Genomic DNA, 3,756 nt, shown 5'->3' on the forward strand with positions numbered 1-3,756 from the left:
TGAATAGCACAGATGCTAATTTTTGTCAAATTTATTGTTAAGAAAGATGTTTATAAAGCATAGCTTAAAAAGGGGGGCTAGGGGGGATCGAGGCTTAATCCTCAATTTGATCGCTTCCGTCTGCCAGAATCTCCGCAGGCTGCTACCGCATATTTTGGCCCTTACATCTGCGTCCATCCCCGTCCATCCGCCAACATCTGCGGTTAAAAACTCCCTTGATTTCCCCCCACAAAAAATGTAAAATTCAACAAACATGGGTAGCAAAAAATGAACCAACCACGTCGGCAAGCCTATCTCACCCTGATTGAATCTCTCCTCACCTGCTGGGACACCGACGAACAAACCGCCATCCTGCAAGCCAATCTCGAATTATTAGACGATGATTTTGCCCGATATCTGCGAGAGTGGGCAACTCAAATTCTGGAAAACTTGGATGCAGACCAAGCAGACAATCTTGCTAATATTTTATCCAATTTAGATATAACATTTTCAAGTTTTCAGCAAGGCAGTCGGGCAAGCAACATAGAGGTTGCGATTGCTTGTCTGGATATAGGATTAACTATTTTTACCCGCGCAGCTTACCCAGAAAATTGGGCAATATTTCAAAATAATATAGCAATTGCTTACTATAGGAGAATCAAAGGAGAACGGGGTGAGAATATCGAAAAGGCGATCGCATTTTATGAAGCTGCTTTACAAGTTATTACCCGCGATGCTTTTCCCCAATATTGGGCTGATACTCAAAATAATTTGGCTGCTGCTTACAGTGACAGAATCAAGAAAGAACGGGGTGAGAATATCGGAAGAGCGATCGTACTTTATGAAGCTGTTTTAGAAGTTTGCACCCGCAAAGCTTTTACGCAAGATTTGGCGGTTACTAAAAATAATTTAGTAAATGCCTACAGAAATAGACTCAAAGTAAATAAGAATAAGAATATAGCAAGGGCAATCCGACTTTGGGAAGCAGCTTTACAAGTTCGCACTCCCACAACTTTGCCAATTGACTGTTTGGAAACAGGCAGAAATCTAGGCGATTTAGGATTGAGAGAAAGTTTGTGGGAAACAGCCATATTCGGCTACGAAAAAGCCATCGAAGCAGTCGAACAAAGCCGCGAGTGGATAACATCCGACAACCGCAAACGAGAAATCATCGAAGAAAACCTCGATATCTACGAAAAAATGATGCAATCCTGCATCAACCATAAACAATATCACAAAGCCGTCCAAACCGTAGAACGCAGCAAATCCCGCTACCTAGTCGAACTCTTCACCAACAGCGAAATCTATCCCAAAACCGCCACCGAAACCGAAAAACCGCAACTGAGAGACTTGCGCCGCCAAATCGCCGCCTCCCAACAATTCCTAGAAACAGAAACATCCTCTCCCACTCTTTCTCCCCCCCTTAGCAAAGGGGGGGCGGGGGGGGTTCCCGAAGACTCCGGTACACAACGCGCAACTCAAATCCGCAATCTAAGCCCCGAATCACTGCAACAACAAACAGACAACTTAGCAACAGCATTGCAGCAATTAGAACAATTGCTGCAACAGATAAAACAGCGCGAACCCGAATTCACCCTAACCCAAGCAGTCAAACCCATAAACATCGCCGAATTCCAGAAAACATTAGACACAAAAACAGCAATTGTAGAATGGTACATCGGCAACTTCAAATCCCCCCTTCGTAGGGGCGGTGCCCCCGTGCCCGCCCTCGACTGGGGAGGATCAGCCTTCATCATCACCCACAACAAAATAGACTTAGTACCAATCACCGTCGCCGAATTAGCCGAATTAGAAACCTGGAAAAACGACTATCTCAACGAATACCGCGACAAAGCCAAACAAAAAATCTGGCAACAAACCTTATCCGACAAACTCCAAAAACTCTCCGAAATCTTGCGGCTAAACGAGATAGTCGCCAAAATCCCCAATGATTGCCGCCAACTAATATTAGTACCTCACCGCTACCTGCACTTATTCCCCCTCCACGCCCTACCATTCACATCGCAAACCCGGTTTACTCAACAAACGAATTTTCGCGGAAACCTCCTAGACTGCTTCCCCGACGGCGTGAAATACGCCCCCAGCTTGCAACTGCTGCAACTCGTACAAAACCGCAGCAAAACCCGCACATCTCCCGCCCCCGAATTGCAACCATTATTTGCGATTCAGAATCCCACCGAAGATTTATCAAACGCCGACATGGAAGTATAAATTATTAAACAAAGATTCAATCCCCATGACATATTAATCAAACAACAAGCCACAAAAATCGCCTTTAACGAAAACCTCAAAAATCTCTCTAATGCCAGTTACATCCACTTTTCCGGCCACGGAGTCTTTAACTTTGACTATCCGCTGCTGTCCCTTCTAGCCCTAGCCGATTCCATCGAATCAACCGTAGGGGCGGTGCCCCCGTGCCCGCCCGAATCGCCCGAAACTCCCCGCTATGTCACAATGCGAAGCGGGCGAAAAGCCAACCCGGAAAAATGCCTAACCTTGCGAGAAATCTTTGCCGATTTAGAGTTAAGTAGGTGCAACCTCGTGACACTCTCCGCCTGCGAAACTGGGTTAACCAGCTCAACAGAAATGACTGATGAATACATTGGTTTACCCAGCGGCTTCTTGTATGCTGGGAGTATGAATGTTGTGAGTACATTGTGGTCGGTCGATGATTTTGGGACGGCGATTTTAATGATAAAATTTTATCAGGAATTGCAACCTGAAGTTTCAGTAGCAGTCGCTTTGAACTGCGCCCAAAACTGGATGCGCGCAGTCAGCCGCGAGGATTTTGAAGTTTGGGTTAAATCCTTAAATTTAGATAAAAAATCGCGGCAAAGTGTGGAACTGTGGTTAGTATTATACCCAGAGGAACAGCCGTTTAGCCATCCCAAGTATTGGGCGGCATTCTGTGCTACTGGATATTAAGTGGAAACACAAATTAACCTCAAAGACCGACAGGGGTTAAAACCCCTGCCTCAAAGCTGAAGTCCTCTGAAGAGGACTGAAGAACTCATCAGTCCTCTTCAGAGGACTTTCGCTATTAGACAGGGGTTTTAACCCCTGGCGGACTGCGAGCAAAACGGTGATTTTGACACAGTTTGGGAATTAAAGTCCTCACTGCGAACCAGGAATAAGGACTAAAGTCCTGACTGCGAACCTGTATTTTATTAACGGAGAACGGTTTTATGGAACCCGAAAAAGTGATCCTTATCTTTCTGAAATGGCTACACGAAAATCCCAGCATTTTCATGCCGACAGCATGGCAAGATTTACCCAAACTAGATACAGAAATAGCTGAATCAGCCGATGATGAATTATTCCCGATTGCTATGACTATCAGCAAGTGGTGCGCCCATAATGGATTGGGAGATATATTAAGAGAACAAGCGCGGAAAGATTTCGACGATGCGGGCGAACTCACCCCAACTACACAACAGATGTTAACCAATACTACTCAAACTCTGCGTCAAGCCATTGAAGAAGCTTGCGAAAAACTTCGACAACTCGATGCACAGAAATTAGATAAAGGCAATGACTCAAAATAGCAAAATCTATGCCCCCAACGTCTATCTATTTGCCTATCACCTCTGCAAACCCCCAGAAACAGAGTCGAGTTCTCCTGTAGAATTAACCAAACTGTGGGACAAGTGCAACGAGATATTGCAAGATAAATTAGCAGTAGACATCTCCAAAATAGTAACATTATGTGGTAAAAGAACATAAGAGACCTTTTTTTACACAGAAAAATGAGCGACA

At 44.9% G+C, this 3,756-nt stretch carries 4 protein-coding genes; all 4 read left to right on the plus strand.

Features of this window, described 5'->3' with window-relative positions; translation table 11 throughout:
• Positions 1-267: 267 nt before the first annotated feature.
• The 4 genes from QUA58_RS30955 (at position 268) to QUA58_RS30970 (ending at position 3,723) form a co-directional block, all read left to right on the plus strand.
• The gene (locus tag QUA58_RS30955) at positions 268-2,211 is read left to right on the plus strand and encodes a hypothetical protein (RefSeq protein WP_333397957.1); all 1,944 of its coding nucleotides are present in this window, start codon (positions 268-270) and stop codon (positions 2,209-2,211) included.
• A 36-nt stretch (positions 2,212-2,247) separates the two neighbouring features.
• Positions 2,248-2,925 (plus strand): CHAT domain-containing protein, encoded by a 678-nt coding sequence (locus tag QUA58_RS30960; RefSeq protein ID WP_333397960.1) that lies wholly within the window; start codon positions 2,248-2,250, stop codon positions 2,923-2,925.
• A gap of 260 nt (positions 2,926-3,185) precedes the next feature.
• Positions 3,186-3,545 carry a hypothetical protein gene (locus QUA58_RS30965; RefSeq protein ID WP_333397958.1) on the plus strand — a complete coding sequence of 120 codons (360 nt, stop codon included), beginning with the start codon at positions 3,186-3,188 and terminating at the stop codon, positions 3,543-3,545.
• Entirely contained in the window at positions 3,532-3,723 is a 192-nt protein-coding gene (locus QUA58_RS30970; RefSeq protein WP_333397959.1) for a hypothetical protein, read from the plus strand. Before QUA58_RS30965 ends, QUA58_RS30970 begins: the two co-directional genes overlap by 14 nt.
• Positions 3,724-3,756: the final 33 nt, after the last annotated feature.

The sequence above is a fragment of the Microcoleus sp. N9_A1 genome (genome assembly GCF_036701795.1).
In the GTDB taxonomy this organism is placed as follows: Bacteria; Cyanobacteriota; Cyanobacteriia; order Cyanobacteriales; family Microcoleaceae; genus Microcoleus.